Source organism: Stenotrophomonas sp. YJH_SMC_58 (assembly GCF_059369635.1).
This window is the reverse complement of the sequence record NZ_JCAFSW010000012.1, coordinates 26,223-52,325: the sequence shown is the minus strand read 5'-3', so window position 1 is coordinate 52,325 and position 26,103 is coordinate 26,223. Positions and strand designations below refer to the sequence as shown.

Genomic DNA, 26,103 nt, shown 5'->3' with positions numbered 1-26,103 from the left:
CGTGCCATTTGTCCTGTGCGGCTGAATGCGACACGGAGTACCATCACCCACCCTTTGTCTTCTGGAACCGACCTGCATGCGTCCTGGTGCGACTACGCGTGACCGCTGGATCTGGATGGCCTCCGCTGTGCTGTTGGCCGCGACCATCGCGTTGGAACTCGTGGTCCCGCTTGGCTATGCCGTGTGGCTGGCCTATTTCCTGGCCGTGGGCGTCACGGTGTTCCAGCGCAGTGCACGCGCCCCATTCATCGTGGCTGCGGTCGCCTGTATCCTGCTGGTCATAGGATTCAACATCGCGCCCGCCAGTTCCAATTCGGCGTTCTCGTTCGTCAACCGCAGCATTGGCGGCTGTGCGTTCCTGATGATCGCTCTGATCGTTTCCCGCGCGATCCAGGCACGCCGGGATGCAATGCGGGCGTTGTGGCTGCAGGAGGCCGAAAACGCGGTAGCGATGAGCCTGCGCGGCGACCTCGGCCCGGAGCAGATTGCCGAGGCGGCAGCCACCAGCCTGGGCGCGCAACTGGAGGCCGACGTCGGCGCCGTGTACCGGCTGGAAGGCGGACGACTGCAGCTGACCGGCGGCCTGGCGTTGCCGTCCGGCATGCCGGCGTCGCTGGCATTGCAGGAGGGCGTGGCCGGGCAGGTGGCGCGGGATGAGTGCATCCGTCACCTGGAGGGCAGCGACGACGCCGTACTTGAACTGCAGACCAGCCTGGGGCGGTTGCCGGTGCGCGAGCGCATCCTGGCGCCGATCAGCAGTGACGGCACCGTGGTAGGCATCGTCGAGCTGGGACGCGCCCGGGCGGGTGCGCAGCGCGACCTGGATCGCGAGCTGCTGGAGCGCTGCGCCGAGACCATCGGCATGGCGCTGCGTGCATCGCTGCTGCGCGCACAACTGGTGGTGCTGCTGGAGGAATCGCAGCGCCAGGGCGAGGAGCTGCAGGCCCAGCAGGAAGAGCTGCGCGTGGCCAATGAGGAACTGGAAGAGCAGAGCCGCAGCCTGCTGCAGTCGCAGAGCCATCTGGAAGAACAGCAGGCCGAGCTGGAACAGAGCAACGTCCAGCTGGAAGAGCGGACCCACGAGCTGGAGGCGCAGAAGCAGGCACTGCTGGTCGCGCAGAGCCAGCTGGTGCGCAACAGCAACGAACTGGCCGCGACATCGCGCTACAAGTCCGAGTTCCTGGCCAACATGTCGCACGAACTGCGCACGCCGCTGAACAGCTCGCTGATCCTGGCCAAGCTGCTGGCCGACAACAAGGACGGCACGCTCACCGAAGAACAGGTGAAGTATGCGCGTGCGATCCTGTCGTCCAACAACGATCTGCTGGCGCTGATCAACGACATCCTGGACCTGTCGCGCATCGAGGCCGGCCACGTCGAGCTGGCCGATGAAGTGGTGGTGACCGACAGCGTGCTGCAGCGCCTGCGCGAGACTTTCGAGCCGATGGCGCGGCAGAAGGGCCTGGCCCTGCAGATCGAGGCCGATGCGCTGGCGCCGAGCCAGCTGGTGGTCGACAGCCAGCGCCTGCAGCAGATCCTGAAGAACCTGCTGGCCAATGCGGTGAAGTTCACCGAGCATGGAAAGGTCAGCCTGCACGTGCGCGCGGCCGGCCAGGGGCGCATCCGTTTCGAGGTCTGCGACAGCGGTATCGGCATTGCCCGCGAGCAGCTGCAGGTCATCTTCGAAGCCTTCCGCCAGGCCGATGGCAGCACCCGTCGCCGCTACGGTGGCACCGGCCTGGGGCTGTCGATCTCGCGCGATCTGGCCGAGCGCATGGGCGGCAGCATCCAGGTCGACAGCGAACCGGGCCGTGGCAGCTGCTTCATTCTGGAACTGCCGTTGCAGGGCGCGCCCGCGTCGAGCGCCGCGGACATCGCCGCAGCCCCCGTGGCCTCGCCGGTCGCGGCCGCTGTGCCGGCGATGCAGGTGCCAGCAAGGGCTCCAGTGGCGCCGACGACGACGGTGCCCAGCGTGGCCGACGACCGCGGTCGTCGCCAGCACCCGGGCCGCCTGATCCTGGCCGTCGAGGACGACGCCACGTTCGCCGAAGCGCTGGTGGCCCTGGCCCATGAACTGGATTTCGACTGCGTGGTGGCCGGGACGGCCGAAGAGGCGCTGGCCCTGGCCGGCGAACTGCGACCGAACGGCATCCTGCTCGATATCGGCCTGCCGGACGTGTCCGGCCTGAGCGTGCTGGAGCGCCTGAAGCGCAACCCCGATACCCGCCATATTCCTGTGCACGTGGTCTCGGCAACGGACCGCAGCCAGGTGGCGCGCGAGCTTGGCGCGATCGGGTTTGCGATCAAGCCGACCACGCGCGAGCGCCTGGTAAGCGCCATCGAGCAGCTGGAACAGACCAGCCAGCGCGACGTGCGGCGCCTGCTGATCGTCGAGGACGACAGCGAGCTGCGCCACAACCTGGAACTGCTGCTGGGCCGTGATCAGCTGCAGATCGTCGCCGTGGGAACGCTTGCTGGCGCGCTGGAGCAGCTCAGCACGGTCACCTTTGATTGCATGGTGATGGACCTGTCACTGCCTGACGGCAGCGGCTACGACCTGCTCGAACACATGGCCGGCAACGATGACGTCGGCTTCCCGCCGGTGATCGTCTATACCGGTCGCGCGCTCGGTCGCGAGGAAGAACAGCGCCTGCGCCGCTATTCCAAGAGCATCATCATCAAGGGCGCACGTTCGCCCGAACGCCTGCTGGATGAAGTCACCCTGTTCCTGCACAGCGTGGAAGCCAGCCTGCCCACCGACCAGCAGCGCCTGCTGCGCGAGGCGCGCCGTCGCGACACCGTGCTCGATGGACGCACCGTACTGCTGGCCGAGGACGACGTGCGCAACATCTTTGCGCTGTCCAGCGTGCTCGAGCCGCTGGGCGTGACGCTGGAGATCGCGCGCAATGGGCAGGAGGCAGTGGACCGCCTGGCCGAGCGCGAAGTCGACCTGGTGCTGATGGACATCATGATGCCGGAGAAGGATGGCCTGGCCGCGATGCGCGAGATCCGCGCGCAGCGTCACCTGCAGGACCTGCCGATCATCGCGCTGACTGCCAAGGCCATGCCTGACGACCGTGAGCGTTGCCTGCAGGCGGGCGCCAACGATTACATCGCCAAGCCCATCGACGTCGACAAGCTGGTCTCGCTGTGCCGGGTCTGGTGCTCGCGGCAATGAACGAACAGGCGCTGTTCGACCTCGAACTGAAGGTCCTGCTGGAGGCGCTGTACCAGCGCTACCACTACGATTTCCGCAGCTATGCGGTGTCGTCGCTGCGCCGACGCATGCGCCAGGCGATGCAGCGCTATGAGTGCGAGCGGCTGGTCGACCTGCAGTACCGGCTGCTGCACGAGCCGGACCTGTTCGCCCAGGCCATGCAGTTCTTCACCGTGCAGGTCTCGGAGATGTTCCGTGACCCTGCGTATTTCCGTGAGCTGCGCGAGCAGGTGGTGCCAGTGCTGCGTACCTATCCCTCGGTGAAGCTGTGGGTGGCCGGCTGCAGCACGGGCGAGGAAGTGTGGTCGCTGGCGATCCTGCTGCATGAGGAAGGCCTGCTCGAGCGCAGCATCGTCTATGCCACCGACATCAATCCGGCCGCACTGGCCACCGCCGAGGCGGGCGCCTATGGCATCGACCGGATGGCCCAGTTCAGCCGCAACTACCTGGCCGCCGGTGGCACCGCGTCGCTGTCGGACTACTACGCTACCGCCTACGATGGTGCGGTGTTCGACCGCCAACTGCGCCGCAACGTGGTGTTCGCCGACCACAGCCTGGCCACCGATACCGTGTTCTCCGAAGTGCACCTGGTGTCGTGCCGCAACGTGCTGATCTATTTCAACCGCGACCTGCAGGATCGTGCCGTCGGCCTGTTCCGCGAAGCGCTGGTGCACCGGGGCTTCCTTGGCCTGGGCAGCAAGGAGTCGCTGCAGTTCGGGTGCCACCACGATGCCTTCGAGGTCTGTTCGCGAGAGCACCGCCTGTACCGGAAGGTGGCCTGATGACGCTGCCGGTGCGTCCGGCCGTGCTGGTGATCGGCGCGTCCGCCGGTGGCGTGGCGGCCCTGCAGGCGGTGCTCGGTGCACTGCCGGCGAAGCTGCCGGTACCGGCACTGGCCGTGCTGCACCTGCCGCGTGACCGTACCAGCCGCATCGCCGAGGTGCTGGCGCCGTACTGCGCGTTGCCGGTGCGCGAAGCCGAAGACAAGCAGCCGTTGCAGCCGGGCACGGTGACGTTCGCGCCGCCGGATTACCACCTGCTGGTGGAGGACGAGGGGGCGGTGGCGTTGTCGGTGGATGCACCGGTGCTGTTTTCCCGTCCGGCCATCGATCCGCTGTTCGACTCCGCTGCGGCGGTGTTCGGCGCGCAGGTATTGGCCCTGCTGCTGACCGGTGCCAGCAGTGATGGCAGCGAGGGCGTTGCCGCCGTGCGCCGTGCCGGTGGCCATGCCTGGCTGCAATGTCCCGAGGAAGCCGAGGCGTCGATGATGCCCGCTTCCGCCCTGCAGTACGCCGGCGCCGATGCCGTGCTGCCCCTTGAACTGATGTGTCGCCGCCTGAAGGAGTTGTTTGCATGAACCTGTTGCCACCGGAACCTGCGCAGTCGCAGACCCCGGTCAACCTGCTGATCGTCGATGACGTGCCGCAGAACCTGGTAGCCATGCAGGCCCTGCTGCAGCGCGAAGGGGTCAACCTGCTGCTGGCCGGCTCGGGCGCGCAGGCGTTGGAGCTGCTGCTCGAGCACGAGGTGGCATTGGCCCTGCTTGACGTGCACATGCCGGAGATCGATGGCTTCACCCTGGCCGAACTGATGCGCGGTTCGCATCGCAGCCGCGACGTGCCGATCATCTTCCTGACCGCCTCTCCGGATGATCCCCTGCGCGTGTTCAAGGGCTACGAAAGCGGTGCGGTCGATTTCCTGCACAAGCCGGTGGCGCCGCAGGTGATCCTGAGCAAGGTCAACGTCTTCATCGAGCTGTACCAGCAGCGGCAGCTGCTGAAGGCGCGCAACGAGGCACTGGAGCGCGCGCTGAAGCTCAACGAGACGATGGCTGCCGTTTTGACCCACGACCTGCGCACGCCGTTGTCGGCGATCCTGCTGTGTGCCGACAAGCTGGCGCTGGAGCTTCCGGAAGACAACGCAGGCGCGCAGCAGACCCTGCAGTACCTGGAAGCCAGCACCCTGCGGATGGCGCGGATGGTCGAGCAGCTGCTGGATTTTTCGCGGATCCGCAGCGGTGGCCTGAGGCTGGAGGCAAGTGCCTGCGATCTGGCCGACGTGACGCGCGCGGTAGTCGCCGAGGCGGGCAGCGCGCATGGGGCGGACCGGATCCACCTGGACCTGCAGGGAGACACGCGGCTGCAGGGCGATCTGGATCGCCTTGGCCAGGTCGCCGCCAACCTGGTCGGCAATGCGCTGACCCATGGCAGCGAGGCGAGGGTGGAGGTGGATGGGCGCGACCCGCGCGGCGTACTGCTGCGGGTCAGCAACGCCGGCCGGATCGATGACGCGCTGTTGCCGCGACTGTTCGAACCGTTCAAGGCCAGCTTCCACCAGAGCAAGGGCCTGGGCCTGGGCCTGTACATCGTCGATCAGTTCGTCCGCGCGCACGGCGGGCGCATTGCGGCCCGCAACGAAGCGGGCCAGGTGGTGTTCGAGGCAATGCTGCCACGGCGCTGCGACGGCACGGTCTTGGCGGCAACCTAAGCGCTTCAGCCAGCGTCCCGACGGACTGAGACGGACTGGTCCGCAACTGCCAGCGTGGGCGCCTATTCTCGCCAGCTTTCCTGCAGTGACTGGTCCGGATTCTCACGGAGCCTGCAGGGCGATCGTTCGGCACCGACGCCAGTGGACCTGCTCGATCAGGTGGTGCAGCCGGCGCTGCACGCAGGCTGATGGTCTGCGCCGGATTCAGCGCGAAGCAGCACCGCAGTACGCCGCATGCAGCGCCTGCAGCACGCCCAGTGCGGGCCCTTCAAGAACCCGATAGTGGATCGCCTGCGCTTCGCGCCGGGTCGCGACGATATCCAGTCCGCGCAGCACCGCCAGATGCTGTGACAACGCCGATGCGCTCAGGCCGGTCAGTGCCTGCAGTTCCGGTACCGGCGCTTCACCTTCCACCAGGCGGCACAGCACCCGCAGCCGGGCCGGGTGGGCCAGGCTTTTGAGCAGCGTGGCTGCCTGCGACGCGTGTTCGGCCATCGCGGCGCTGTCGAGCTGGGTCCGGGCCATGGTTGACCATTTTGTTTAGAATGATCTAATTTAGAATAATCTAAACAAATGGGCAATCCCATGTACGGCAGCGAAGAGGGCAGGGCATGAACCTGCCATGGAGTGCGGCGGCAGGTGGTGCGTTGATCGGCGCCGCCGCGGTGCTGTTGCTCGCCACCATCGGACGCGTGGCGGGCATCAGCGGCATCACCGCAGGCAGCCTGCGCGCAGGCAAGGGCGAGCGTGCCTGGCGCTGGGCCTTCCTGGCCGGCCTGACCGCATCGGCGGGGCTGGTGCTGTGGTGGCAATCGGTGCCCGAGGCATCGCCGCGTGCGCTGCTGCGTGATGCGCTGCCGGCATGGCAGTTGATGGGAGCCGGCCTGCTGGTCGGCTTCGGTACGCGGCTGGGCAACGGCTGCACCAGCGGTCACGGTGTGTGCGGCATGGCCCGCGCTTCGAAGCGATCGCTGGCAGCCGTGCTGGTGTTCATGGCCTGCGCGATGCTGACCACCTTCCTGGTCCGTCATGGCGGAGACCCAACATGAGCCGCGCAGTCTGGGCCGCCGGCGCGGCGGGCGCGTTGTTTGGCATGGGGTTGGCGCTTTCGGGAATGGCCGACGCGCGTCGTGTCCTCGGCTTCCTCGACATCACCGGTGACTTCGATCCCACGCTGCTGTGGGTGCTGGGCTCGGCGCTGCTGGTCAGCGCGATCGGGCAGCGGTGGGTGTTGCGGCGACAGCAGCCGCTGTACGCAGACCGCTTCCGTCTGCCTGTTACCCGGCGTGTGGATGCTCGCCTGCTGCTGGGTGCCGCGCTGTTCGGGATCGGCTGGGGCTGGGCGGGCTATTGCCCAGGCCCGGCCATCGCCGGGGTGGCCGTGGCGTCGCGCGAAGCCCTGTGGTTCGTGCCTTCGATGCTTGCAGGATTCTGGCTGCACGACCGCTTCGTCCGTTGAGGCTTTCACCCCTGTCTCACCCTGCCTGGGGTCCTATCTTCGGATCACGGGGAAAAGGAGTGCAACGACATGGCACGGATGAAGTGGATGGGAAGGGGAATGCTGGCGGTCGCGCTGGCCGCAGCCGTGGCACCGGCACTGGCCTGCACGCGCGCGGTGTACCTGGGTGACAACGGCGATGTGATCACCGCGCGCTCGATGGACTGGAAGGTCGATGTGGCGACCAACCTCTACATACTGCCGCGCGGCATGGCGCGCACCGGCCAGGCCGGCCCCAAGTCGCTGGCGTGGACCGCGCGCTACGGCTCGGTGGTGGCCACAGGCTACGACGTGTCGACCACCGATGGCATGAACGAAAAGGGCCTGGTGGCCAACCTGCTGTGGCTGGTCGAATCGGAGTATCCGCAGCAGCGTGGCAACAAGCCCGGCCTGGCGATTTCGCTGTGGGCGCAGTATGTGCTGGACAACTTCGCTACCGTGGAAGAGGCGGTCACCGCGTTGAAACGCGAGCCGTACTCGATCGTCACCGACAAGGTGCCCGGTGAAGATCGGCAGGCGACGCTGCACCTGTCGCTGTCCGATGCCAGCGGCGACAGTGCCATCGTCGAGTACATCGGCGGCCGCCAGGTGATCCACCATGACCGGCGCTACCAGGTGATGACCAATTCGCCTATCTTCGAGCAGCAGCTTGCGCTCAACAGCTATTGGCAGCAGATCGGCGGCACGGTGATGCTGCCGGGCACCAACCGCTCTGCTGACCGTTTCGCGCGCGCCTCGTTCTACATCAACGCCATTCCCAAGGCCGAGGATCCGGTGGAGGCCCTGGCCAGTGTGTTCAGCGTGATCCGCAACGCGTCGGTGCCGTATGGCATCACCACGCCGGGTGAGCCGAACATCTCATCCACGCGCTGGCGCACCGTGGCCGACCACAAGCGGCGGCTGTACTTCTTCGAATCGGCATTGACCCCGAACACCTTCTGGGTCGATCTGAACAAGGTCGATTTCGCCGGCAAGGTGCTCAAGCTCGACCTCGGCAAGGACCAGCGCAATACCTTCGCCGGTGATGCACTGGACCAGTTCGTGCCCAGCGCACCGTTCGCCTTCCTCGGCGTCGACGGTTAGTTCGACGCCTGGCTGGAGGCCGGGTAGACCGCCTGGATCGTGCAGCTGCCGCGGGTGTACTGCGGCAGCGGGGCGATGCCTTCACCGCGCAGATCGTCTGTCTCGAATTCGGCAGTCATGATCCGATCGCCGGGATTGCCACAGATCAGGCCGTTCTGCAGGCCCGAGTGGAAGCTCAGCTGCGGCGCGCGGTCGAGCTGGCGGCAGTGGCTGCCGAGTTCTACCCGGTAGTAGCGATGGCCGCCATTGCGGCGCGGATTGGTCTCCACCAGCATGCCCTGCGGGTCGGATGACCAGGCCCGCACGTTGCGCGTGGCAAAGCAGTAGGACGGTGAGCCGCCGAAGCTGCGACGCACCTCCTTGCGTTCGCGGATGGTCACGGCAGGCAGGGTAGCGGTGCGCAGGCGGTCGCTGTCGCGGGCGACGCTGGCATAATCGCGATTCTGCAGCGGGGTGACCGCGCTGATGGTGCATCGGCGGCCGTCGACCACGACGCGTTCGCTGGGGCGGCCGCAGGCCCAGCCGGCGGGGGCTTCCAGTTTCAGCGAGGTGGCACCGCGGACGCCGGGACAATCTTCGTTGAAGTCGATCCGAAAGGGCTGGCCGGAGGCGGCGCGCAGTGCGATCGAGCGCGGTGATGCCTGCTCCACTTCCTGTACGCCGACAGCGTCCATGCAGTGCGGAGCCGGTGGCGTACGCGCCTGTGCGGAGACCGAAGCTGCGAGCGCCAGGCCGAGGCCGGTGGCGAGCGCCAGGGACACCTGCTGATGGGTCATGTCCTGCACTCCCTGCGTTGGATGACGGATCGACTATAGCAACGGTTTGCACGGCCGTTGTTACACGCGCACACTGCCCGGATGGGCGCCATCTTCCATCTGCGGCACTACGGCCAGGCCACCGGCCTGGACCGCCATGACTACGCGCAGTGGGTGCTGCCAGTGCAGGGTGAACTGCAGTTCGAAATGGAAGGTCGCGGAGGTCGGCTGGACGTGCTGCAGGGGGCATTCGTGGCCGCCGGTGAGGCGCATGACCAGATGGCTGATGGTCCCAATGGTTTCGTGATCGTTGACTGTCCTCCGGGCGTACTTGATGACGGCACGCAGGAGCATCTGTGCCGGCAGCGCTGGCTGCATCTGCCGCTGGCATTGCGCCGACGCCTGGCTGAGGTGCAGGCAGGGCAGTCAATGCCGGCGCTGCTGCCGCAGTTGCTGCAGGTATTTGCACCTGCTGGCAGTGGCGCGCGCATGCAGGGTCTGTGTGCGGCGGTCCAGGCCGACCCCGGGCAGGCGTGGCCGGTGGCGCGCATGGCGGGGTTCGTCGGGGTCAGCGAGAGCCGTTTGCATGCGCTGTTCCGGCAGGAGTTCGGGCTCAGCCCGCAGGCCTGGCTCAGCGCAAGCCGGTTGCGTTGGGCCAAGCACCAGCTGCGCACCAGCGTGGCGCCGATCAGCGATATCGCGCTGGCCGCGGGCTATTCCGAGCAGAGCGCACTGACCCGTGCGCTGCGCCGCGAGTGCGGCCAGACTCCCGCAGCGTGGCGCCGGGGCGCCGGACTGTAGGGTCGAGCCACGCTCGGCTTTGCGCACGCGCGGCCGGTCAGGGCAATAGCCTCGGTCAAGAGCGCCCGCTGGCCAGCGCTTACACTGCGCGGCCTGTTCTCTCCCCCCGAAGAACCCGAATGCGCAACAACCCGATGGCCCTGGGCATCGCCAATGGCGTTGCCGCTGGCGCGCTGTGGGGCGTGGTCTTCCTCGCGCCCGCCGTGCTGCAGTCGTTCAACGCCCTGCAATTGTCGGCCGGCCGCTATCTGGTCTACGGCCTGATCGCCATAGTACTGCTGCTCCCGCGCTGGAAGCGGCTGGCACCGCGGCTGGGCCGCGCCGAATGGATCGGGCTGCTGTGGCTGAGCCTGGCCGGGAACCTGGTGTACTTCCTGCTGCTGGCCACGGCGGTGCAGTGGGCCGGCGGTGCGGCGGCGTCCCTGATTGTCGGCCTGATTCCGGTGGTGGTCACCCTGGTCGGCGTGCGCGAACAGGGTGCAGTGCCTTTGAAGCAGCTGCTGCCGGCACTGGGCCTGTGCGTGCTGGGCGTGGCCCTGGTTGGTTGGGAAGCACTGATGTCCGAGCACCTGGCAACCCCGTGGCGGCAGCGCCTGATCGGCCTGCTGTGCGCGTTCGGCGCGCTGTTCTCGTGGGCGTTGTACTCGATCGGCAACAGCCGCTGGCTGGCGCGTCGACCGGACTTGTCGAGCCACGACTGGTCGCTGCTGACCGGCGTCACCACCGGCGGCCTGGCCCTGCTGCTGGTGCCGATGGCCTTCATCGGCCACACCAGCGGGCACACGGCGGCGCAGTGGAGTGGCTTCTGGGCAATCAGCGCCGGTGTGGCGGTGGTGGCCTCGATCCTCGGCAATGCGTTCTGGAACCGCGCCAGCCGCCTGCTGCCGCTGACCCTGACCGGCCAGATGATCGTGTTCGAGACGCTGTTCGCGCTGGCGTATGCCTTCGCCTGGCAGCAGCGCTGGCCTTCGCTGCTGGAAGCGCTGGCGATCGTGTTCCTGGTGGCCGGCGTGATGCTGTGCGCGCATGCCCATCGTACTCCACGGGCGATCGCCGAACATGCTGGCTGAATGCATGCGTCAAGCGTGCTGATGCCGCCTTCGTCTCAGATGCAACCAAATGCCGGCACGTTGAGCGATGATCGCGGCACTGGTTTTTTGCATCGCAGCACTTGACAGCAGGCCGGCGCACAGTGTTTTCTGTGCGTCATGGTTCCTGATGCCGCCCACGCCAGCCTGATCGCTCCCGCCACTGCGGGCCGTTCGACTGCGCCGGTCGCCACCATCACCATTACCACCACCACCGTCACCACTGCCCTGGTGCGGCCCGTCGTCTTCGTGTAACTCCCGAAAACCACGGCCCCGCACCATACAGGTGGCGGGGAAACTCGACACCTGCATGCGACGGGGCCTCCTGCCGAGGTCTGCATGTCTTCCCACGCCCCCGCTCATCCCGTTGCCCCGGCCGATCTGGCTGCACCGTCCATCGTCGTGCACAAGTTCGGCGGCACCTCGGTGGCCGATGCCGAACGCTACCGCCATGTTGCGGGCCTGCTGCTGGCCCGTCCCGAATCGCTGCAGGTCACTGTCGTTTCGGCAATGAAGGGCGTCACTGACGCGCTGATCGAACTGGCCCAGCTGGCGGCCAAGGGCGACGAAGGCTGGCGCGAGGCCTGGCATGCGCTGCGCGCGCGTCACCGTGGCGCCGCCGTGGCCCTGCTGGGCGAGCAGGTGGGCGAGACCGTCGAATGGATCGACGCCCGCTTCGATCAACTGGCCGAAGTGCTGGCGGCGCTGGCGGTGATCGGCGAGCTGCCGCGCGAAGTACTCGACCGCGTGCAGGGCCTGGGCGAAGTATTCTCCGCGCAGCTGCTTGGCACCCACCTGCGTGCCTTGGGCGAAGACTGTGCGGTACTCGATGCACGCGACGTGCTGGTGGTCGGGCATGGCGAACTGGGTGTGGATGTCGACTGGGAGTCCAGCGCGGACCGCCTGGCCAAGTGGCGCCTGCGGCATCCGCAGATGCGCCTGGTCGCCACCGGTTTCGTTGCCCGTGACCGCCATGACCGCATCACCACGCTCGGCCGCAATGGCAGCGACTATTCCGGCGCGATCTTCGCCGCGTTGTTCAATGCCGATGAACTGCACATCTGGACCGACGTCGACGGCGTGCTGTCGGCCGACCCGCGACTGGTGCCCGAAGCGGTGCAGCTGGAATCACTGAGCTACGACGAGGCCTGCGAGCTGGCTTATTTCGGCGCCAAGGTGGTGCACCCGCAGACGATGTCGCCGGCGATCCGCCTCGGCCTGCCGATCTTCATCCGCAATACCTTCCAGCCGGCGCATCCGGGGACGCGCATCAGCGCCGAGCGCTCGCCGCGCGGGCCGGTGAAGGGCCTGACCCTGAGTCCCGGGCTGTCCCTGTTGAACCTGGAAGGCACCGGCCTGATCGGCGTGCCCGGTACCGCCGAGCGCGTGTTCGCGGCGCTGCGCCAGGCGCAGGTGTCGGTGGTGATGATCTCGCAGGGTTCGTCAGAGCATTCGATCTGCTGCGTGGTGCGCGCTGCCGAAGCGGCGCGTGGCCGTGAGGCACTGCTGCACGCGTTCGCGCATGAACTGTCGGTAGGGCAGGTGCAGCGCGTGCAGGTCAGTGAGGGCGTCAGCGTGCTGGCGGCAGTGGGTGACGGCATGGCCGGCCAGCCCGGTGTGGCGGCGCGCCTGTTCGAGGCGCTGGGACGCGCACAGGTGAACATCCTGGCGATCGCGCAGGGCTCGTCGGAGCGCAATATTTCTGTGGCGGTGGACAGTGCCGATGCCACCCGCGCATTGCGGGCCGCACATGCGGGCTTCTGGCTGTCGCCGCAGACGTTCGCGGTCGGCGTGATCGGGCCGGGCAACGTCGGCGCGGCACTGCTGGACCAGCTGCTGGCGGCCCGCCTGCAGCTGCTGGCCAACGCCAATGTGGATCTTCGCCTGCGCGCGCTGGCCTCGCGTTCGCGCATGCGGCTGGAAGTGGATGGCCTGCACGCCGATTGGCGGGAGGCATTGCAGGACGCGGGCGAGCCCAGCGACCTGGATCGCTTCACCGAACACCTGCTGGCCGCGCACCTGCCGCATGCGGTGGTGATCGACTGCAGTGGCAGCGCTGACGTGGCCGAGCGCTATGAGGGCTGGCTGGCTGCCGGCATCCACGTGGTGACCCCGAACAAGCAGGCCGGTGCTGGCCCGCTGCCGCGCTACCAGCGCATCCGTGCTGCTGCGGCGGCCAGTGGTGCGCGCTTCCGCTACGAAGCCACGGTGGGTGCGGGCCTGCCGGTGATCACCACGCTGCGTGATCTGGTCGATACGGGCGACGAGGTGCTGGCGATCGAAGGCATCTTCTCCGGCACGCTGGCGTGGCTGTTCAACCGCTTCGACGGCAGTCAGCCGTTCTCGCAGCTGGTCGCGCAGGCGCGGTCGATGGGCTACACCGAGCCGGACCCGCGCGATGATCTTTCGGGCGTGGACGTGGCGCGCAAGCTGGTGATCCTCGCCCGCGAGGCCGGCCACGCGCTCAGCCTGGAACAGGTACAGGTGGAAAGCCTGGTGCCGGCGCTGCTGCGCGACGGCAGCGTGGATGACTTCATGGCGCGGCTGGGCGAGTCCGATGCCAGCCTGTTGCAGCGGTTGCAGGACGCGCGGGCGCGTGGCGCGGTGCTGCGCTACGTGGCACGGCTGGGCGCTGACGGTGCCTCGGTGGGCCTGCAGGAACTGCCCACCGACCACGCCTTCGCCAACCTTCGGTTGACCGATAACGTGGTGCAGTTCCGTACCCGTCGCTACTGCGACAACCCGTTGGTGGTGCAGGGTCCGGGGGCCGGCCCGGAAGTCACCGCCGCCGGTGTGTTTGCCGACCTGCTGCGGGTCGCGGCCGGTGAAGGAGCGCGCCTGTGATCGCACGTGCGTTCGCGCCGGCCTCGGTGGCCAACGTAGCGGTGGGCTTCGATATTCTCGGTCACGCCATTTCCGGTGTTGGCGATACCGTGAGCGTGCGCCGCATCGACGAGCCGCTGGTGCGCATCGAGGCGATTCGCGGCAGTGCCGTCGAGCTGCCGCTGGAGGCAGCCGGGAACACCGCCGGCGCTGCGCTGATGTCACTGCGCGAAGGCCTGGGCCTGGACTTCGGTTTCGCGGTGGAGATCGACAAGGGCATTCCGTTCGGTTCCGGCATGGGCGGTTCGGCAGCGTCATGCGTTGCTGCGCTGGTTGCCGCCAACGCGCTGCTGGATGTACCGCTGTCGCGCGAGGCGCTGTATCCGTTTGCGCTCGATGGCGAGGCGGTGGCCAGCGGTGGCCGCCACGGCGACAACGTGGGGCCGTTGCTGCTGGGTGGTCTTGCGCTGTGTACGGCCGACCGCCTGCTGCCAATTCCGGTGCCGGCGGCCTGGCACAGCCTGCTGGTGCATCCGCACGCGGTGCTGGAAACACGCCGTGCGCGCCAGGTGCTGCAGGGCAGCTACGCGCTGGGTGAATTCGTGGCACAGAGTGCGAACCTCGCGCTGGTACTCAGTGGTTGCCATCGTAGTGATGCGGCGCTGGTGCGGGCTGGATTGCGCGATGTGCTGGTGGAACCACGGCGGGCCGGCCTGATTGCAGGTTTCGAAGCAGCCCGCGATGCGGCGCTGTCGGCCCATGCAATGGGTGCGGGCATCTCCGGTGCCGGACCCAGCGTGTTCGCCTGGTTCGAGGACTCCGACCAGGCCCGCACCGCTGCCGCACCGGTGCAGGCGGCATTTGCCGCCGCCGGTTTCGACAGCGATGCCTGGGTGTCGCCGCTGGATGCACCGGGAGCCCGCTTGTGCTGAATCCTTCCCCATTACTGGATACCGAACCCATGCAATTTGTTTCGACCCGGGGTCAGTCCCCGGCCGTTGGCCTCAGTGCGGCGATCGCTGCAGGATTGGCGCCCGATGGAGGGCTGTATGTTCCGCAGGTGCTGCCGGCGGCACGTGAGCTGCGGGCCGGCGCAACGCTGGCCGATACCGCCGCCGATCTGCTGGCGCCGTTCTTTTCCGGCGACACGCTGGAGTCTGCGTTGCCATCGATCTGCCGCGAGGCGTTCGACTTTCAGGTGCCGCTGCGTCCACTGGGCGGCGGTGACCATGTGCTGGAGCTGTTCCATGGGCCGACGGCGGCGTTCAAGGATATCGGTGCGCGCTTCCTGGCCGGAACACTGTCGCGGCTGCAGGCCGGCAAGGACCGCGATCTGACGATTGTTGTCGCCACGTCTGGCGATACCGGCGCCGCCGTTGCTGCGGCCTTCCATCGCCAGCCCGGCGTGCGCGTGGTGGTGCTGTATCCGGATGGCCGTGTGTCACCGCGCCAGGCGCATCAGCTCGGTTGTTTCGGCGACAACATCCAGGCGCTGCGCGTGGCCGGTGCCTTCGACGATTGCCAGGCGATGGTCAAGCAGGCACTGGCTGACCGCGAACTGCAGGCGCAGGTGCCGCTGAGTTCGGCCAACAGCATCAGCCTCGGCCGCCTGCTGCCGCAGATGAGTTATTACGCGCATGCGGCGTTGTCCCATTACGCGACGCATCGTCGTCGGCTCAACCTGGTGGTGCCGACCGGCAACCTTGGCAATGCGATGGCGGCCGTGCTGGCGCGCGCGCTGGGCGTGCCGATCGGGCAGATCGTGCTGGCCACCAATGCCAATGCGGTACTGCCGGCGTACTTCAACGGTGGCGACTATCAGCCGCAGGCCAGTGTGGCCACGGTTGCCAACGCAATGGATGTGGGGGCGCCCAGCAACTTTGAACGCCTGCGCTGGCTTTACCTCGGAGATGACGCCGAGCTGCGCGCTGCGTTCCGCGCGTTCGCGGTGGATGACGTGACCATCCGCGCGACGATTGCGGCGGCGCATGCCAGCAACGGCGAACTGTTCTGCCCGCATACGGCCACAGCGGTGAAGGTGCTGCAGGACCTGCGTGCGCGCGGCGCCAAGGGCGACTGGGCGGTGGTGGCCACGGCGCACCCGGCCAAGTTCGAGGCCGTGGTCGAGCCGCTGATCGGCGAAACGGTGGCGGTGCCGCCTGCGCTGGATGCGCTGCTGCAGCGGCCCGCGCACGCGGAACCGTTGGCCGCGGAGTATGCGGCGTTGCGCGAGGTGTTGCTGCGTTGACCGGAGATGGACGTGGTTACCGGCCAGCGTGCGCAACCCGTCCTCGTCGAGGATCTCCACTACGTTCAGGTGGGGCAGGGCGATCAACCCCTGCTGGCGCAGCTTGGTGAAGGTACGGCTGACCGTTTCCATGGTCAGGCCCAGATGGTCGGCGATGTCGCCACGCCCCATCGGCAGCGAGACGCGCAGGCCATCGCCACCCAGCTTGGCCTCGCGCGCGGCCAGGCGCAGCAGGAAGTCGGCTACTTTCTCGGCCGGCTGCAGCCGCGCCAGTGCCAGCGCGGCATCCTGCGCGGCGTCCAGCTCCTGGCAGGCACGCTGCAGCAGCTTGCGTTCCAGGTGCGGGAAGCGGCTGCGAAGCGCCTTCATCTGCGGCAGCGCGACACGGCATACGCGGCTGTCTGCGATGGCCTCGATATCGTAGCGGTGGTGGTCACTGCCGCTCAGGCCCAGGTAGTCGCCGGGAAGCACGAAGCCATTGATCTGGCGGCGGCCATCGGCCAGGGTGCGCACCAGGCGCAGGGCGCCGCCGGTCAATGTATAGACATGGTCGCGCTCTTCGCCGGTGCGGGCCAGGGTACTGCCCATGCTGACCTGCTGGGAAACGGTGACCTGTTCCAGTGCCTGCACTTCATCGGGCGACAGCGCCGAGCACACCGCAAGGTGGCGAACCGAGCAGTGCAGGCAATCCAGCGTGTTGCAGGACGGCGAGGCGGGATCGTTGGTGGCGGGCGGAGCGCCGGAAGGCCGTGACATGTTGCGGGGGCGTATCGCGGGCGGGGAGGGCCTTATGATACTTCAAGCGGCCGTTCGACCCTGCCCGAGGCGGGGGCGCTAGAATGTCGCCCCCTCCCACGTCCCGTTCCAGCAGGAGTTCCGCCCGTGATCAAGCCCCGTACCCCGCCCGGCACCCTTGAACTGTTGCCGCGCGAGCAGATTGCGTTCCAGCGCATGCTGGACGTGATCCGTCGCAACTACGAGCGCTTCGGGTTCCTGCCGGTGGAGACGCCGGTGTTCGAGCTGTCCGACGTGCTGCTGACCAAGTCCGGTGGCGAGACCGAGCGCCAGGTGTATTTCGTGCAGTCCACCGGTGCGCTGGCCAACGCCGCCGAATCGGGTGACCGTTCGCTGCCGGAAATGGCGCTGCGCTTCGACCTGACCGTGCCGCTGGCGCGCTATGTGGCCGAGCACGAGCATGAACTGACCTTCCCGTTCCGTCGCTACCAGATGCAGCGGGTGTACCGCGGCGAGCGCGCCCAGCGCGGCCGCTTCCGTGAGTTCTACCAGTGCGACATCGACGTGATCGGCAAGGACAGCCTGAGCGTGCGATACGACGCCGAAGTGCTGGCGGTCATCCACGCGGTGTTCTCGGAACTGCGCATCGGCGACTTCAGCATCCAGCTGAACAACCGCAAGCTGATGCGTGGCTTCTTCGAGAGCCTGGGCGTGGCCGAGGGCGAGCGCCAGCTGGCGGTGCTGCGCGAAGTGGACAAGCTGGACAAGCGCGGCGCCGATTACGTGCGCGAGACGCTGGTGGGCGAGGGCTTCGAGATTCCGGCCGAGCAGGTCGAGAAGATCCTGGCGTTCGTGGCCGTGCGTTCGCAGGGCCATGCCGATGCACTGGCGCAGCTGGCCACGCTTGAAGCCGACGCCGGTTCTTCTGAGATCCTGCGTACCGGCGTCGCCGAACTGCGCGAAGTGCTGCAGCTGGTGCAGGCGCTGGGCGTGCCGGAAACCGCGTACTGCCTGAACTTCTCCATTGCGCGCGGCCTGGACTACTACACCGGCACCGTCTACGAGACCACGCTGACCGACCACCCGCAGATCGGTTCGATCTGCTCGGGCGGCCGCTACGAAGACCTGGCCAGCCACTACAGCAAGTCGAAGCTGCCGGGCGTGGGCATCTCCATCGGCCTGTCGCGCCTGTTCTGGCAGCTGCGCGAAGCCGGCCTGATCGATGGCATCGAGGGCAGCAGCGTGCAGGCGCTGGTGGCGCTGATGGACGAGGAGGGCATGCCGCAGTCGCTGGACATCGCGCGCCGCCTGCGCGCCGGTGGCATCAACACCGAAGTGCAGATGGAGCCGAAGAAGATCGGCAAGCAGTTCCAGTACGCCGCCAAGGCCGGCATCCGCTTCGTGGTGCTGGCCGGTGAGGACGAGCTGGCGCGCGGCGTGGTGGCAGTGAAGGACCTGCTGCGCGAGCAGCAGTTCGAAGTCTCCCGCGACGAGCTGGCCAGCACCCTGCAGGTCGAGCTGGAGCAGTCGAAGGTGATGTAACGGCCGGTTGGCCGCACGCCGACACGCCACGAAACGCCCACCACCCGGTGGGCGTTTTCGTTTCCGGGCCGCGTTCCGGGGTCAGAGCCGTTTTCCTTCAGAAAACGGATCCGACCCCTTGCTGTTCCAACAGCTCGCAGGAAACTGTCGACGGCGGGGTGGGTCCGGAGGCAGGGGTGTCCGCGGCATGGATGCCGCGGCCAAGCCCCCATGGACGGGTTTACGGCGTCCCCTGCCACCGGACCCACCCCGCCAACCCTCAGCCATCCAGCATTTGACGTCGCTTCGGCATCTAGCGGGTGCAGGGCGCAGCCCTGCCCACAAATCTCCCCAGATTTGACGCAGTGCGCAAGAATGCGCTAATGTACTAACGCGCTATTACATTGATGCATGGAAACGACCCCGTGAAAGCCCGCCCCGAAATTGCCGCCAAAGACCCGAAGGCCGACCTTGAAGCTCTGGCCCGGGCCTTTGCCGCCCTGCGCGAGCCGGAACAGGTCGAGGCCTTCCTGCGCGATCTGTGCACACCGGCCGAGCTGGAAGCCATGGCCGACCGATGGAAGGTGGTGCCGCTGCTGCTGCAGGGCGTGCCGTACCGCGAGATCCACGAGCGCACCGGCGTCAGCGTGACCACCACCGGACGGGTGGCACGCACCCTTGAGCATGGCCATCGAGGCTATGCCGCCGCCATCGACCGCCTTGCCTCGCGCTGATCCGCGCCCCGTTCCGAACTTCGAGACCTCCCCCATGAGTGCAACCCAGGCAGCGCCGGCACGAGACCGGCTGCGTATCGCCATCCAGAAGAGTGGCCGGCTGGCCGAACCCGCCCGCAACCTGCTCAGCGCCTGCGGCCTGAGCTGGCGCGAGAGCCGCGACAAGCTGTTCTGCTACGGCGAATCGCTGCCGGTGGACCTGCTGCTGGTGCGCGACGACGACATCCCCGGCCTGATCGCCGACGGCGTCTGCGACCTCGGCATCGTCGGTCGCAACGAGCTGGACGAGCAGGCCGCGGCACGTCGCCAGGTCGGCCTGCCGGATGCCTACCAGGCGCTGCGCGGGCTGGGCTTTGGCCAGTGCCGGCTGATGCTGGCGGTACCCGAGGAGTGGCAGTGGCAGGGACCGACGCAGCTGGCCGGTGCCCGCATTGCCACCAGCTACCCGGCCATCCTCAAGCAATGGCTGGCCGAACAGGGCGTGGACGCACAGGTGGTCGAGCTGTCCGGGTCGGTGGAAATCGCCCCGCGACTGGGTACCGCCGACCTGATCTGCGACCTCGTCTCCAGCGGCGCCACCCTGCGTGCCAACCAGTTGACCCCGGTGCACAACCTGCTCGACAGCGAGGCGGTGCTGGCCGGTGCGGTGCGCGTGCCGGATGATGCACGTGCATCGCTGCGCGCGATGCTGCTGCGCCGCCTCGACGGCGTGGTGCAGCGCCAGGACCGCAAGCTGCTGATGTTCCGCGCCAGCGAGGATCGCCTCGACGCGCTGGCGCAGCTGCTGGCCGATGCCGAGCCGCTGGTGCGGCTGCCGGCCGATGGCGGCGCGCTGCGCCTGCAAACCATGTGCCCGGGCCCATTGAGCTGGCAACGCATGGAGGAACTCGAGCGCGCCGGCGCGCAGGGCCTGATGGTACTGAGCGTGGAGCGGTCGCTGGCATGAACCGTCTGATCTGGTCCCGACTTGATGAGGCCGCGCGCAGTGCGGCACTGACCCGCCCGGTGCAGACCGTGGCGCAGCAGACCCGCGATGCGGTGGCGACGCTGATTGCACAGGTGCGCGGGCAGGGCGATGACGCGCTACGTGCGATCACCGCACGTTTCGACGGCGTCGAGCTGCCATCGTTCGAAGTGAGCGAAGCCGAGTTCGCAGCGGCCGATGCCGCCGTCCCCGCCGAGCTGCGCCAGGCGATGGTCGAAGCTGCCGAACGCATCGCCCGTTTCCACGCCGCCGGCATGGGTACGGGGTATGCGGTGGAAACCGCCCCGGGCGTGGTCTGCGAACGCATACTGCGGCCGATCGGACGGGTAGGGCTCTACGTGCCGGCCGGCAGCGCGCCGCTGCCGTCCACCTCGCTGATGCTGGGCGTGCCGGCGCAGCTGGCCGGCTGCCCGCAGGTGGTGCTGTGCACGCCGCCGCGTGCCGATGGCACGGCCGATCCTGCGGTGCTGGTGGCCGCACGCCTGACCGGCGTGCAGCGCGTGTTCAAGCTGGGCGGCGCCCAGGCCATCGCTGCGATGGCTTACGGCACGGCCAGCATTCCGGCCTGTGACAAGCTGTTCGGGCCCGGCAACAGCTTCGTCACCGAAGCCAAGCAGCAGGTCGCACAGGATGGCGCCGCCGCCATCGACATGCCGGCCGGCCCCTCAGAAGTGCTGGTGATTGCCGATGCCGGCGCCAATCCGGCGTTCGTCGCCGCCGACCTGCTGTCGCAGGCCGAGCACGGCCCGGATTCGCAGGTGCTGCTGCTGACCGACGATGCCGCGATGCTGGCGGCGGTCGAGGCTGAAGTCGAGCGCCAGGTGGCTTTGCTGCCGCGCCAGCAGATCGCACGCCAGGCGCTGTCCGCCTCCCGGCTGATCCAGGTCGATTCGCTGGACGAAGCCTTCGCGATCAGCAACCGCTATGCACCGGAGCACCTGATCCTGGCATTGCGTGATCCGCGTGCGTGGCTGGACAAGGTGCAGGCGGCCGGCTCGGTGTTCCTGGGTGATTACACCCCCGAGGCACTGGGCGACTACTGCAGCGGCACCAACCACGTGCTGCCCACCGCGGGTGCCGCACGTGCCTACAGTGGTGTCAGTGTGGCCAGCTTCCAGAACCTGATCAGCGTGCAGAGCGCCAGCGCCGCCGGCCTGGCAGCGATTGGCGGCTGCGCGCGCATCATCGCCAGTGCCGAAGGCCTGGATGCACATGAACGTGCGGTCGCAGTGCGCATGGAGGTGGCAGCATGAACGCGGCTATCGATGATGTGCTGGCACTGGTTCGCCCGGATCTGCAGGGCTTCGCCGGCTACAGCTCGGCGCGCAGTGCGGCGGTGCAGGGCGAGGTCTGGTTGAACGCGAATGAATCGGCCTGGGCCAATCCCGCTGATGCCGCGGGCAGCAGCCGGCGCTATCCCGAACCGCAGCCGCTGGCATTGCGCGAGGGACTGGCGGCGCTGTACGGCGTGACGCCACAGCAGCTGCTGATCGGTCGCGGCAGCGACGAAGCCATTGATCTGCTGGTGCGCGCGCTGTGCGTGTCGGGCCGCGATGGCGTGCTGGTCACGCCGCCGGTGTTCGGCATGTATGCGGTCTGCGCACGCTTGCAGGGTGCCGCATTGATTGAAGTGCCGCTGGTGGACAGCGAGGATGGCCTTCGCGCCGACCTGGATGCGGTGATCGACACCGCCAGGGCACGCAATGCCAAACTGGTGTTCCTGTGCACACCGTCGAACCCGGCCGGCAGTGATATCGCCCTGGACGAGGTCGAACGGGTGGCAGTTGCGTTGCGCGGGCAGGCACTGGTGGTGGTGGACGAGGCCTATGTCGAGTACGCGCAGCGTCCGTCGGCGACCACGTTGCTGGCCGCGCACGCCAACCTGGCGGTGCTGCGCACGCTGTCGAAGGCACACGCGCTCGCGGCCGCTCGCATTGGAACGCTGATTGCCGCCCCGGAACTGATTACCGTGCTGCGGCGTTGCCAGGCGCCGTACCCGGTGCCGACCCCGTGCGCCGAGCTGGCCGTGCAGGCTCTGCAGCCGGCCGCGCTGGCACGCACCGCCGAACGCGTGGCCACGGTCATCGCCGAACGCGAGCGCCTGCGAACGGCACTGGCCAGCCTGCCCGGTGTACGCCGGGTGTACGCCTCATCCGGCAACTACCTGCTGGTGCGCTTCGCCGATGCCCAGGCCGCGTTCGATACGCTGCTGGCTGCGGGCGTGGTGGTGCGCGACCAGCGCGCCGCGCCGCAGTTGGGTGATGCGCTGCGCATCAGCATCGGCAGCCCCGAAGAGAATGACCGCGTGCTTGCGGCCCTGTCGGCGCGGAGGGCCGCAGCATGACCCCGATCCTGTTCATCGACCGCGACGGCACCCTCATCGAGGAGCCGGCCGACTTCCAGATCGATGCCTACGAGAAGCTGCGCTTCGTGCCGCAGGTGATCCCGGCGCTGCTGAAACTGCGGGATGCCGGCTATCAGTTCGTGATCGTCACCAACCAGGATGGCCTCGGCAGCGACAGCTACCCGCGTGCCAGCTTCGATGGCCCGAACGACCTGATGCTGCAGATCTTCGAGAGCCAGGGCATCACTTTCCGTGACGTGCTGATCGACTGCAGCTGGCCGCACGACAATGCGCCGACCCGCAAGCCGGCCATCGGACTGATGACGGCTTATCTGCAGGACCGCAGCATCGACTGGGCGCGTTCGGGCATGGTCGGCGATCGCATCACCGACCTGCAGTTTGCCGACAACCTCAACATCCGCGGTTTCCAGTTGCGCACCGAGCAGTTCGGTGGTCAGTGGGACTGGCCGGGCATTGCCCACGCGCTGGCCGACGCACCGCGCACCGCCGTGGTCCAGCGCAACACGAAAGAAACGAAGATCCGCGTCGAACTGGACCTGGATTGCGCGGGTGATGCACGCATCTCCACCGGCCTGCCGTTCTTCGACCACATGCTGGAACAGATCGGCAAGCATGGCGGCTTCGCGCTGGACATCCAGGCCGAGGGTGACCTGCACATCGACGAGCACCACACCATTGAAGACACCGGGCTCGCATTGGGCCAGGCGCTGCGCGAGGCGCTGGGCGACAAGCGCGGCATCGGCCGCTACGGTTTCACGCTGCCGATGGACGAGACGCTGGCCAGCGCTGCGCTGGACTTCAGTGGCCGCCCGTACTTCGTGTTCGAGGGCGAGTTCAAGCGCGAGCGCGTGGGCGATATGCCGACCGAGCTGGTACCGCACTTCTTCCGCTCGCTGTGCGATGCCAGCGGCCTGAACCTCAACCTGCAGGTACGCGGCGACAACGATCACCACAAGGTGGAGGCGTGCTTCAAGGCCCTGGCCCGCGCGCTGCGTCCGGCGCTGGTCCGGCACGGCACGGCACTGCCGAGCACCAAGGGGGCGCTGTGAGTGACGTTGCGCTGATCGATGCCGGCGGCGCCAACCTGGGCTCGGTGCGCTACGCACTGGAGCGCCTGGGTGCGACGGTACGGCTGGTGCGCGATGCGGACGGTCTGATCGGTGCGCAGCGGGTGATCCTGCCCGGCGTCGGCGCCGCCGGTCCCGGCATGCAACGCCTGCATGCGCAGGGCCTGGTGGAACCGCTGCAGCGACTGGAGGTGCCGCTGATGGGCATCTGCCTGGGCATGCAGCTGCTGTTCGAGCGCTCCGAGGAAGCGGGTGTGGAGACACTGGGCCTGATTCCCGGCGTGGTGCGGAAGCTGGTGCCGGCCTGCGGCATCCGGGTGCCGCACATGGGCTGGAACCGCCTGCTGCCGCTGCGCGAATCGCTGCTGCTGCGCGGCGTGCCGGAGCGTGCCAGCGCCTACTTCGTGCACAGCTACGCGGCACCCCTCAACACCCACACCGTCGCTGCCTGCGACCACGGCGGCCTGTTCACTGCCGTGGTGGAGCAGGGGCGCTACTACGGCGCACAGTTCCACCCCGAGCGCTCCGGCGAGACCGGCTCGCTGATGCTGCGCAACTTCCTCGAGGGCACGGCTGCATGAGTTTCATCGTCTACCCCGCGCTGGATATCCGCGATGGCCGCGTGGTGCGGCTGCGCCAGGGCGACTACGCGCAGGAAACCTCCTATGGGGATGATCCGTTGCCGCGCGCGCAGGCCTTCGCCGCGCAGAGCGCGCAATGGATGCATCTGGTCGACCTGGACGCCGCACGCGCCGGTGGCTACACCCTGGCGCCGCTGCTGGCTGCGATCCGCGCGCACACGCCGCTGCAGGTGCAGACCGGCGGTGGCGTGCGCGGCCACGACGATGTGGCGCGCATCCTCGATGCCGGCGCCGGTCGCGTGGTGGTCGGCTCGCTGGCGGTGCGTCGCCCCGATGAAGTGGTCGGCTGGCTGGAGGAATTCGGCGCCGAGCGCATCACGATTGCGCTGGACGCGCGCCAGGACGCACAGGGGCAGTGGCAGCTGCCGGTGCACGGCTGGACCGAGAATGCCGGGGTGACCCTGGATGACCTTGCACAGCGCTACGCGCGCGCCGGCATGCGCCACCTGCTGTGTACCGACATTGCCCGGGATGGCATGTTGGCCGGGCCCAACATCGGCCTCTACCGGCACTTGTCGGGGTTGCTGCCGGGGGTGGCGGTGCAGGCCTCCGGTGGCATCCGTGACGTAGCCGATGTGGCCGAGGCCCGTGCCGCCGGCTGTGGCGGTGCGATTCTCGGCAAGGCACTGCTGGAGCAGCGCATGGACCTGGCGGAGGCGCTGGCATGTTGAGCCGGCGCATCATTCCCTGCCTGGACGTGCGCGATGGCCGCGTGGTCAAGGGCGTGCGCTTCCGCGACCACGTCGACATGGGCGACATCGCCGAGTTGGCGCAGCGCTACCGCGACCAAGGGGCGGACGAGCTGGTGTTCTATGACATCGGCGCCAGCCCCGAGGCGCGTTCGGTCGACGTTGCCTGGATCGAGCGCATCGCGCGGCTGATCGACATTCCGTTCTGCGTGGCCGGTGGCATCGACAGCGTGGAAACCGCGCGTCGCGTGCTGTTCGCCGGTGCCGACAAGGTGTCGATCAACTCGCCGGCGTTGGGCCGTCCGGAACTGATCACTGAACTGGCCGACGAGTTCGGCGTGCAATGCGTGGTGGTCGGTGTCGACTCGGTACGCGAGACCGATGGACAGTGGCGGGTGCGCCGCTTCAGCGGGGACCCGGACAAGACCCAGGCGGTGCCACTGCGCACCCTGGACTGGATCGTCGAAGCACAACGGCGGGGTGCCGGTGAGATCGTGCTGAACTGCATGGACAGCGATGGCGTACGCCGTGGCTACGATGTCGTGCAACTGCAGCAGGCACGGTCATTGTGCCAGGTGCCGCTGATCGCCTCCGGCGGTGCGGGTGCGATGGAGCACTTCGCCGAAGCCTTTGACCAGGCCGACGTCGACGGCGCGCTGGCCGCCAGCGTGTTCCACAGCGGCGCGATCGCCATTCCGGAATTGAAGCGCTACCTGCGCGGACAGCAGATCGAGGTGCGGGATGTCTATTGAAGTCAGGCCGTCATTGGACGCATTGCAGGCGCTGGACTGGAGCAAGGGCGACGGCCTGCTGCCGGCGGTGGTGCAGGATGCCGATACCCTGCAGGTACTGATGCTGGGCTTTGTGAGTGCCGAATCGCTGGCGGCCACGCTGGCCATCGGCCACATGACCTTCTTCAGCCGCAGCAAGCAGCGGTTGTGGACCAAGGGCGAGCAGTCCGGCAACGTGCTGGTGGTGCAGTCGATCAGCGTCGACTGCGATGCAGATACTTTGCTGGTGATGGCACGGCCGGCGGGGCCAACCTGCCACACCGGTGCAGAGAGCTGCTTCGACCAGGCGCCGAAGGATTTCCTGGGCGGGCTGGGCCAGCTGGTGGCGATGCGTGAGGCGCAACGCCCACCGGGCAGCTACACCACCAGCCTGTTCGAGGGCGGCATCCGCCGTATCGCACAGAAGGTGGGCGAGGAGGGGGTGGAGACCGCCCTGGCGGCGGTGGCGCAGGATGATGAGGCGTTGCTGGGCGAGGCCTCGGACCTGCTGTACCACCTGCTGGTGCTGCTGCGCGCGCGCGGGCTGTCGCTGGATGATGCGCGTGCGGTGCTGGAAAAACGCCATCGTTGAAGTG

At 67.9% G+C, this 26,103-nt stretch carries 24 protein-coding genes and 1 pseudogene; 22 read left to right on the top strand and 3 right to left on the bottom strand.

Annotated features, from left to right (window positions below; translation table 11 throughout):
- Positions 1-76: 76 nt before the first annotated feature.
- From AC5P68_RS15525 to AC5P68_RS15510, 4 genes are read left to right on the top strand one after another with little or no spacing between them, the layout of a single operon-like run.
- Positions 77-3,178: a hybrid sensor histidine kinase/response regulator gene (locus AC5P68_RS15525; protein ID WP_231522743.1), complete on the top strand. Its 3,102-nt coding sequence runs from the start codon at positions 77-79 to the stop codon at positions 3,176-3,178.
- On the top strand, positions 3,175-3,999 hold the full coding sequence (locus AC5P68_RS15520) for a CheR family methyltransferase (protein ID WP_005409408.1): 825 nt from the start codon (positions 3,175-3,177) through the stop codon (positions 3,997-3,999). Before AC5P68_RS15525 ends, AC5P68_RS15520 begins: the two co-directional genes overlap by 4 nt.
- Complete coding sequence (locus tag AC5P68_RS15515) at positions 3,999-4,574, top strand: chemotaxis protein CheB (RefSeq protein WP_049403198.1); 576 nt, start codon at positions 3,999-4,001, stop codon at positions 4,572-4,574. The genes AC5P68_RS15520 and AC5P68_RS15515 overlap by 1 nt, the downstream gene beginning before the upstream one ends.
- Positions 4,571-5,704 carry a hybrid sensor histidine kinase/response regulator gene (locus AC5P68_RS15510; protein WP_005409410.1) on the top strand — a complete coding sequence of 378 codons (1,134 nt, stop codon included), beginning with the start codon at positions 4,571-4,573 and terminating at the stop codon, positions 5,702-5,704. The genes AC5P68_RS15515 and AC5P68_RS15510 overlap by 4 nt, the downstream gene beginning before the upstream one ends.
- A 204-nt stretch (positions 5,705-5,908) precedes the next feature.
- On the opposite strand, the gene AC5P68_RS15505 is transcribed toward AC5P68_RS15510, so the two are convergent.
- Positions 5,909-6,229, bottom strand: coding sequence for an ArsR/SmtB family transcription factor (locus AC5P68_RS15505; RefSeq protein WP_012480019.1), 321 nt, complete (start codon positions 6,227-6,229; stop codon positions 5,909-5,911).
- An 86-nt stretch (positions 6,230-6,315) separates the two neighbouring features.
- Between AC5P68_RS15505 and AC5P68_RS15500 the strand changes: the two genes are divergently transcribed.
- From AC5P68_RS15500 to AC5P68_RS15490, 3 genes are all read left to right on the top strand, one after another.
- Complete coding sequence (locus tag AC5P68_RS15500; RefSeq protein ID WP_049403199.1) at positions 6,316-6,753, top strand: YeeE/YedE family protein; 438 nt, start codon at positions 6,316-6,318, stop codon at positions 6,751-6,753.
- The gene (locus AC5P68_RS15495) at positions 6,750-7,163 is read left to right on the top strand and encodes a DUF6691 family protein (protein ID WP_049403200.1); all 414 of its coding nucleotides are present in this window, start codon (positions 6,750-6,752) and stop codon (positions 7,161-7,163) included. The genes AC5P68_RS15500 and AC5P68_RS15495 overlap by 4 nt, the downstream gene beginning before the upstream one ends.
- A gap of 69 nt (positions 7,164-7,232) precedes the next feature.
- The gene (locus AC5P68_RS15490) at positions 7,233-8,285 is read left to right on the top strand and encodes a linear amide C-N hydrolase (protein ID WP_049430836.1); all 1,053 of its coding nucleotides are present in this window, start codon (positions 7,233-7,235) and stop codon (positions 8,283-8,285) included.
- On the opposite strand, the gene AC5P68_RS15485 is transcribed toward AC5P68_RS15490, so the two are convergent.
- Positions 8,282-9,061, bottom strand: a complete 780-nt coding sequence (locus AC5P68_RS15485) for a DUF6491 family protein (protein ID WP_049430833.1) — start codon at positions 9,059-9,061, stop codon at positions 8,282-8,284. The two genes, AC5P68_RS15490 and AC5P68_RS15485, sit on opposite strands and share 4 nt — an antisense overlap.
- An 81-nt stretch (positions 9,062-9,142) precedes the next feature.
- On the opposite strand from AC5P68_RS15485, the gene AC5P68_RS15480 reads away from it, so the two are divergent.
- The 5 genes from AC5P68_RS15480 (at position 9,143) to thrC (ending at position 16,000) form a co-directional block, all read left to right on the top strand.
- Positions 9,143-9,841, top strand: a complete 699-nt coding sequence (locus AC5P68_RS15480) for a helix-turn-helix transcriptional regulator (RefSeq protein WP_005409417.1) — start codon at positions 9,143-9,145, stop codon at positions 9,839-9,841.
- 119 nt (positions 9,842-9,960) lie between these two features.
- Entirely contained in the window at positions 9,961-10,911 is a 951-nt protein-coding gene (locus tag AC5P68_RS15475) for a DMT family transporter (RefSeq protein ID WP_049403203.1), read from the top strand.
- A 357-nt stretch (positions 10,912-11,268) separates the two neighbouring features.
- The gene (gene thrA, locus AC5P68_RS15470; protein ID WP_495217131.1) at positions 11,269-13,773 is read left to right on the top strand and encodes a bifunctional aspartate kinase/homoserine dehydrogenase I; all 2,505 of its coding nucleotides are present in this window, start codon (positions 11,269-11,271) and stop codon (positions 13,771-13,773) included.
- Complete coding sequence (locus AC5P68_RS15465; RefSeq protein ID WP_049403205.1) at positions 13,770-14,684, top strand: homoserine kinase; 915 nt, start codon at positions 13,770-13,772, stop codon at positions 14,682-14,684. Before thrA ends, AC5P68_RS15465 begins: the two co-directional genes overlap by 4 nt.
- Positions 14,685-14,713: 29 nt before the next feature.
- Positions 14,714-16,000, top strand: coding sequence for a threonine synthase (thrC, locus tag AC5P68_RS15460; RefSeq protein ID WP_231522740.1), 1,287 nt, complete (start codon positions 14,714-14,716; stop codon positions 15,998-16,000).
- A gap of 15 nt (positions 16,001-16,015) precedes the next feature.
- Here thrC and AC5P68_RS15455 read toward each other — a convergent pair.
- A pseudogene (locus AC5P68_RS15455) lies at positions 16,016-16,756 on the bottom strand (Crp/Fnr family transcriptional regulator); the annotation flags it as partial.
- Positions 16,757-16,882: 126 nt separating this feature from the next.
- Between AC5P68_RS15455 and hisS the strand changes: the two are divergent.
- From hisS to hisIE, 10 genes are all read left to right on the top strand, one after another.
- Positions 16,883-18,277, top strand: coding sequence for a histidine--tRNA ligase (hisS, locus tag AC5P68_RS15450; RefSeq protein ID WP_231522739.1), 1,395 nt, complete (start codon positions 16,883-16,885; stop codon positions 18,275-18,277).
- Between the two features lie 404 nt (positions 18,278-18,681).
- Positions 18,682-18,990, top strand: a complete 309-nt coding sequence (locus AC5P68_RS15445; RefSeq protein ID WP_065428227.1) for a YerC/YecD family TrpR-related protein — start codon at positions 18,682-18,684, stop codon at positions 18,988-18,990.
- A 34-nt stretch (positions 18,991-19,024) separates the two neighbouring features.
- Positions 19,025-19,936 carry an ATP phosphoribosyltransferase gene (hisG, locus tag AC5P68_RS15440; RefSeq protein ID WP_231522738.1) on the top strand — a complete coding sequence of 304 codons (912 nt, stop codon included), beginning with the start codon at positions 19,025-19,027 and terminating at the stop codon, positions 19,934-19,936.
- Positions 19,933-21,228, top strand: a complete 1,296-nt coding sequence (hisD, locus tag AC5P68_RS15435; protein ID WP_231522737.1) for a histidinol dehydrogenase — start codon at positions 19,933-19,935, stop codon at positions 21,226-21,228. The genes hisG and hisD overlap by 4 nt, the downstream gene beginning before the upstream one ends.
- On the top strand, positions 21,225-22,319 hold the full coding sequence (hisC, locus tag AC5P68_RS15430) for a histidinol-phosphate transaminase (protein WP_049402243.1): 1,095 nt from the start codon (positions 21,225-21,227) through the stop codon (positions 22,317-22,319). The genes hisD and hisC overlap by 4 nt, the downstream gene beginning before the upstream one ends.
- Positions 22,316-23,389: a bifunctional histidinol-phosphatase/imidazoleglycerol-phosphate dehydratase HisB gene (gene hisB, locus AC5P68_RS15425; RefSeq protein ID WP_231522736.1), complete on the top strand. Its 1,074-nt coding sequence runs from the start codon at positions 22,316-22,318 to the stop codon at positions 23,387-23,389. Before hisC ends, hisB begins: the two co-directional genes overlap by 4 nt.
- Positions 23,386-23,988, top strand: coding sequence for an imidazole glycerol phosphate synthase subunit HisH (hisH, locus tag AC5P68_RS15420; RefSeq protein ID WP_010482586.1), 603 nt, complete (start codon positions 23,386-23,388; stop codon positions 23,986-23,988). The genes hisB and hisH overlap by 4 nt, the downstream gene beginning before the upstream one ends.
- Entirely contained in the window at positions 23,985-24,719 is a 735-nt protein-coding gene (hisA, locus tag AC5P68_RS15415; RefSeq protein ID WP_495217133.1) for a 1-(5-phosphoribosyl)-5-[(5-phosphoribosylamino)methylideneamino]imidazole-4-carboxamide isomerase, read from the top strand. Before hisH ends, hisA begins: the two co-directional genes overlap by 4 nt.
- Complete coding sequence (gene hisF / locus AC5P68_RS15410) at positions 24,713-25,489, top strand: imidazole glycerol phosphate synthase subunit HisF (RefSeq protein WP_049402241.1); 777 nt, start codon at positions 24,713-24,715, stop codon at positions 25,487-25,489. Before hisA ends, hisF begins: the two co-directional genes overlap by 7 nt.
- The gene (hisIE, locus tag AC5P68_RS15405; protein WP_033833300.1) at positions 25,479-26,099 is read left to right on the top strand and encodes a bifunctional phosphoribosyl-AMP cyclohydrolase/phosphoribosyl-ATP diphosphatase HisIE; all 621 of its coding nucleotides are present in this window, start codon (positions 25,479-25,481) and stop codon (positions 26,097-26,099) included. The genes hisF and hisIE overlap by 11 nt, the downstream gene beginning before the upstream one ends.
- The last annotated feature ends 4 nt before the right edge of the window (positions 26,100-26,103 follow it).

What these genes read in the sequence shown, in the direction of transcription:
- AC5P68_RS15490 (WP_049430836.1), top strand. Translation starts at nt 7,233, where the DNA reads ATGGCACGGATGAAGTGGATGGGAAGGGGAATGCTGGCGGTCGCGCTG.
- AC5P68_RS15500 (WP_049403199.1), top strand. Translation starts at nt 6,316, where the DNA reads ATGAACCTGCCATGGAGTGCGGCGGCAGGTGGTGCGTTGATCGGCGCC.
- hisC (WP_049402243.1), top strand. Translation starts at nt 21,225, where the DNA reads ATGAACGCGGCTATCGATGATGTGCTGGCACTGGTTCGCCCGGATCTG.
- hisA (WP_495217133.1), top strand. Translation starts at nt 23,985, where the DNA reads ATGAGTTTCATCGTCTACCCCGCGCTGGATATCCGCGATGGCCGCGTG.
- AC5P68_RS15525 (WP_231522743.1), top strand. Translation starts at nt 77, where the DNA reads ATGCGTCCTGGTGCGACTACGCGTGACCGCTGGATCTGGATGGCCTCC.
- thrA (WP_495217131.1), top strand. Translation starts at nt 11,269, where the DNA reads ATGTCTTCCCACGCCCCCGCTCATCCCGTTGCCCCGGCCGATCTGGCT.
- AC5P68_RS15485 (WP_049430833.1), bottom strand. Translation starts at nt 9,061, where the DNA reads ATGACCCATCAGCAGGTGTCCCTGGCGCTCGCCACCGGCCTCGGCCTG.
- AC5P68_RS15480 (WP_005409417.1), top strand. Translation starts at nt 9,143, where the DNA reads ATGGGCGCCATCTTCCATCTGCGGCACTACGGCCAGGCCACCGGCCTG.
- hisIE (WP_033833300.1), top strand. Translation starts at nt 25,479, where the DNA reads ATGTCTATTGAAGTCAGGCCGTCATTGGACGCATTGCAGGCGCTGGAC.
- AC5P68_RS15475 (WP_049403203.1), top strand. Translation starts at nt 9,961, where the DNA reads ATGCGCAACAACCCGATGGCCCTGGGCATCGCCAATGGCGTTGCCGCT.
- hisF (WP_049402241.1), top strand. Translation starts at nt 24,713, where the DNA reads ATGTTGAGCCGGCGCATCATTCCCTGCCTGGACGTGCGCGATGGCCGC.
- hisG (WP_231522738.1), top strand. Translation starts at nt 19,025, where the DNA reads ATGAGTGCAACCCAGGCAGCGCCGGCACGAGACCGGCTGCGTATCGCC.
- AC5P68_RS15510 (WP_005409410.1), top strand. Translation starts at nt 4,571, where the DNA reads ATGAACCTGTTGCCACCGGAACCTGCGCAGTCGCAGACCCCGGTCAAC.
- thrC (WP_231522740.1), top strand. Translation starts at nt 14,714, where the DNA reads ATGCAATTTGTTTCGACCCGGGGTCAGTCCCCGGCCGTTGGCCTCAGT.
- AC5P68_RS15505 (WP_012480019.1), bottom strand. Translation starts at nt 6,229, where the DNA reads ATGGCCCGGACCCAGCTCGACAGCGCCGCGATGGCCGAACACGCGTCG.
- AC5P68_RS15495 (WP_049403200.1), top strand. Translation starts at nt 6,750, where the DNA reads ATGAGCCGCGCAGTCTGGGCCGCCGGCGCGGCGGGCGCGTTGTTTGGC.
- hisD (WP_231522737.1), top strand. Translation starts at nt 19,933, where the DNA reads ATGAACCGTCTGATCTGGTCCCGACTTGATGAGGCCGCGCGCAGTGCG.
- AC5P68_RS15515 (WP_049403198.1), top strand. Translation starts at nt 3,999, where the DNA reads ATGACGCTGCCGGTGCGTCCGGCCGTGCTGGTGATCGGCGCGTCCGCC.
- hisB (WP_231522736.1), top strand. Translation starts at nt 22,316, where the DNA reads ATGACCCCGATCCTGTTCATCGACCGCGACGGCACCCTCATCGAGGAG.
- AC5P68_RS15520 (WP_005409408.1), top strand. Translation starts at nt 3,175, where the DNA reads ATGAACGAACAGGCGCTGTTCGACCTCGAACTGAAGGTCCTGCTGGAG.